This is a genomic window from Pseudomonas sp. (assembly GCF_049645325.1).
Classification (GTDB): domain Bacteria; phylum Pseudomonadota; class Gammaproteobacteria; order Pseudomonadales; family Pseudomonadaceae; genus Aquipseudomonas.
Map to the genome: position 1 here is coordinate 1 of NZ_JBARTQ010000645.1, position 3,430 is coordinate 3,430.

The 3,430-nt window shown below is 60.9% G+C and carries 3 protein-coding genes; all 3 read left to right on the plus strand.

What is annotated here, in order from left to right; translation table 11 throughout:
* The first annotated feature begins 174 nt into the window (after positions 1–174).
* Entirely contained in the window at positions 175–1,692 is a 1,518-nt protein-coding gene (locus tag WBB95_RS27695) for an amino acid ABC transporter permease/ATP-binding protein (RefSeq protein ID WP_424490468.1), read from the plus strand.
* A gap of 28 nt (positions 1,693–1,720) precedes the next feature.
* Positions 1,721–2,593, plus strand: a complete 873-nt coding sequence (locus WBB95_RS27700) for a phytanoyl-CoA dioxygenase family protein (protein ID WP_424490469.1) — start codon at positions 1,721–1,723, stop codon at positions 2,591–2,593.
* 27 nt (positions 2,594–2,620) lie between these two features.
* Positions 2,621–3,430, plus strand: an 810-nt coding sequence (locus WBB95_RS27705; RefSeq protein ID WP_424490470.1) for an ABC transporter substrate-binding protein, incomplete at its 3' end; no start/stop codon positions are given.

A 3,430-nucleotide genomic window follows, 5' to 3' on the forward strand; every position in this document is an offset into this window, starting at 1 on the left:
AGCAAGCCCGCTCCCACAGTTGGTGTCCCACAGTTGATCTGTAGTGCGCTCAGGTCTGCATAGGTTCTGCCTACCCACTGGGCCGGCTTTTACGAATTGACCCCAACCGCCTCCCGCCACGACTCTCAACCCATCGATGCAGATCAATCTCTTTTTGTGCAGGGCACCACCACGATGACATTCGACTGGCACTACATGTTTGGTTTGCTCGGCGACCCCGAGTTCTGGCGCGCGACATGGACGGTCATCAAGCTCAGCACCCTGACCTGGCTGTTGAGCATCGCCCTGGGCTTTTTGCTGGCCTTGGCCAAGCAATCGAAAAGCCCGCTGCTCAGCCTGCCGGCGCGTACCTATATCTGGCTGTTTCGCAGCCTGCCGCTGCTGGTGCTGCTGATCTTTATCTACAACTTGCCCCAGGCACTGCCTGGCACCTCGGCCGTGCTGGCTGACCCGTTCTGGTCCGGCCTGTTGGCCCTGGTGATCTGCGAAACGGCGTACGTGGCCGAGATCCATCGCGGCGGTTTGCTGTCGATTCCCAAAGGCCAGGGCGAGGCGGCGCGGGCGTTGGGCTTGCGGTTTTTCGGCACGCAATGGCGGGTGGTGATTCCTCAGGCGCTGCGGGTGGCGTTGCCATCGCTGGCCAACGAGTACATCTCCATCGTCAAGCTCACGTCCCTGGTGTCGGTGATCTCACTTACCGAGATTTTGATGGTCGGCCAGCGCCTCTATTCGCAGAACTTTTTGGTGATCGAAACCATGGCGGCGGTGGCGTTCTTCTACGTGTTTATCGTCACCGTGTTCGACTTTTTGCTCAAACGCCTGGAGCGCTTTCTCGACGTCAACCAGCGCAATGTGTCTCGCGTGCCGGATGCGGCGGTGCTGGCCCTGGCTACCCAACAACGCACGGCGCCGGAGCGCCCGGCCAACACCGGCGTCGCTGCGCTGCAAGCCTCGCGGTTGCACAAGGCTTACAACGACATTGAAGTGCTGGGCTCGGTCAACCTGCAGGTTCAGCCGGGTGAAGTGGTGTCGGTGATCGGGCCGTCCGGTTCGGGCAAAACCACGCTGATTCGCTTGCTCAACGGCCTTGAGCAACTCGACAACGGCGAGATCCATATCAATGGCCTGCCGTTCATTCACCTGAACAAGGTCGGCGCGCAAAAGCCCCAGTTCATCGAGCACGCCGAGCATCGCCTGAACATCGGCATGGTGTTCCAGAGCTTCAACCTGTTCCCGCACTTGAGCGTGCTCGACAACCTGCTGATGGCGCCGAAATACCACCGGCTGGGGCGCACCGATGCGCTCAAGCAACAGGCCTACGCGCTGTTGCACAAGGTGGGCATGCTCGACCACGCCTGGAAGTACCCGCACCAGTTGTCCGGCGGCCAGCAGCAACGTGTGGCCATCGCCCGCGCGTTGATGATGCGCCCGCAAATCATGCTGTTCGACGAGCCGACCTCGGCGCTCGACCCCGAAAAAGTCAACGAAGTGCTGCAGGTGATCGAAGCACTGGCCGGGGAGGGCATCACCATGGTGATCGTCACCCACGAGATGAATTTCGCCTTCAAGGTTTCCGACCGCATCGTCTTCATGGAGAAGGGCCGCGTGGTCTGTGACGACACCCCCGGCGCCTTGCGCAGCGGCCAACACCCACGCGTGGAGGCGTTCCTCAAGGACGTCTCGCTGGCGTGAACCCTTTAACGTTGAGGAAAAAAACAAAATGATCGAGCAAGCTCAAATCGAAGACTTCCAGCGTGACGGATTCCTGGTGGTCGAAGGCGTATTGTCGCCGGATGAAGTGGCCGCGCTGCAACATGACTTCGACCTGTGGGTGGAAGAAAGCCGCCGCCACGCTGAAGGTTGGGGCACCACCGTGGATGGCCGTGCGCGGTTCGACCTGGAGGGCGATCACCGCCCCGATCACCCGTCGCTGCGCCGGGTCAGTTCGCCCACCGAGATTTCCCCGGTGTACGAGCGTGTGGCCTTGCAGTCGCGCATGGCGGCGATTTGCGCACAGTTGATCGGCGCCGGTGGCGCGCGTTTTCACCACAGCAAGATCAACTCGAAACTGCCGCACACCGCGACCCAGGTGAAGTGGCACCAGGACTTTCTGTTCACGCCCCACAGCAATGACGACATCGTCACCGCCTTGCTGATGGTCAGCGAAGTGACCCCGCAAAACGGCCCGCTGAATGTGATCCCCGGCAGCCACAAAGGCCCACTGTGGTCGCACTGGCAGGACCAGCGTTTCACCGGTTCGGTGGACGACACGGTGGTCGCGGAGCACTGCCAGCAACCAGTCGCCTGTTATGGCCCGGCCGGTTCCGTGTGCTTCATGCACACCCGCCTTCTGCATGCTTCAAGCCCTAACGAGACCGAACTGCCGCGCACCTTGTTCATCAGCGTCTACGCCGCTGAAGACGCGCTACCATTCGGCGAAAACCCTTTGCCCAGCGCACACGCCGGCCTGCTGGTGGCCGGTGAAGAAAGCGGTTTGGTGCGCTCCACGGACAACCGCATGCGCTTGCCGCAGAAACCCCGTGGCGCCTCCTTCTTCGTGCAACAGGCCGGCCAAGATTCCGCCACTGCCTAACCCCTAAAACCCTTGCAGGTAATGACCATGACAGCGTTTCAGAAAAGTGTTCGCCCCCTTGCCGTGTGCCTGCTGGGCGCTGCGGTTGCACTGACCTCGTTGGCGGCTTCGGCGTTCCAGCAGGAAGGCAAGATCATCGCCGGTTCCGACGTGACCTTCTTTCCGTATGAGTACATGGATAACAACACACCGGCAGGCTTTGATATCGAGTTCATGGAAGGCCTGGGCAAGGTCATGGGCCGCAAGGTCGAAACCCTCGACACGCGCTTCCCGAACCTGATCACCGGCTTGCAAGCCGGGCGTTTTGACGTGACCAACTCGTCGATGTACATCACCGCCGAGCGGGTCAAGGTCATCGACATGATCCCTTACCTGAAAAGCGGCGAGTCGATCCTCACCCTCAAGGGCAGCCCGTACCAGCCCAAGACACCCGAAGAGTTCTGCGGCCACAAGCTCGGCTCGATGGGCGCCACGTCCTGGCTGGCGCAGATGCACAAACTGTCGGATGAATACTGCGTGGCCAAGGGCATGAAGCCGATTGAAATCAGCGAATACAGCACCGACCCGCAAACCACCCAGGCCTTGCTGGCCCACGCCGTCGAAGCGCAGATCACCGACGCCGCCGTGGCCCGTGGTGTGATCGACAAGCTCGGCAGCCGCGTGGTGATTTCATCCGACACCCTGATCTACCCGGTGCTCAATGGCTTCGGCGTGAAAAAGGGCAACGATGACGTGAAGAAAGCCCTGCTCGATGGCCTGGAAAAATACCGCGCCACGCCTGAGTACGCCGCGTTGCTCAAGAAGTACAACTTCCAGGCACCGACCGACGCAGACATC

Excerpts from the sequence above, each read along its gene's own strand:
- WBB95_RS27695 (WP_424490468.1), top strand. The coding sequence starts at position 175 with ATGACATTCGACTGGCACTACATGTTTGGTTTGCTCGGCGACCCCGAG.
- WBB95_RS27700 (WP_424490469.1), top strand. The coding sequence starts at position 1,721 with ATGATCGAGCAAGCTCAAATCGAAGACTTCCAGCGTGACGGATTCCTG.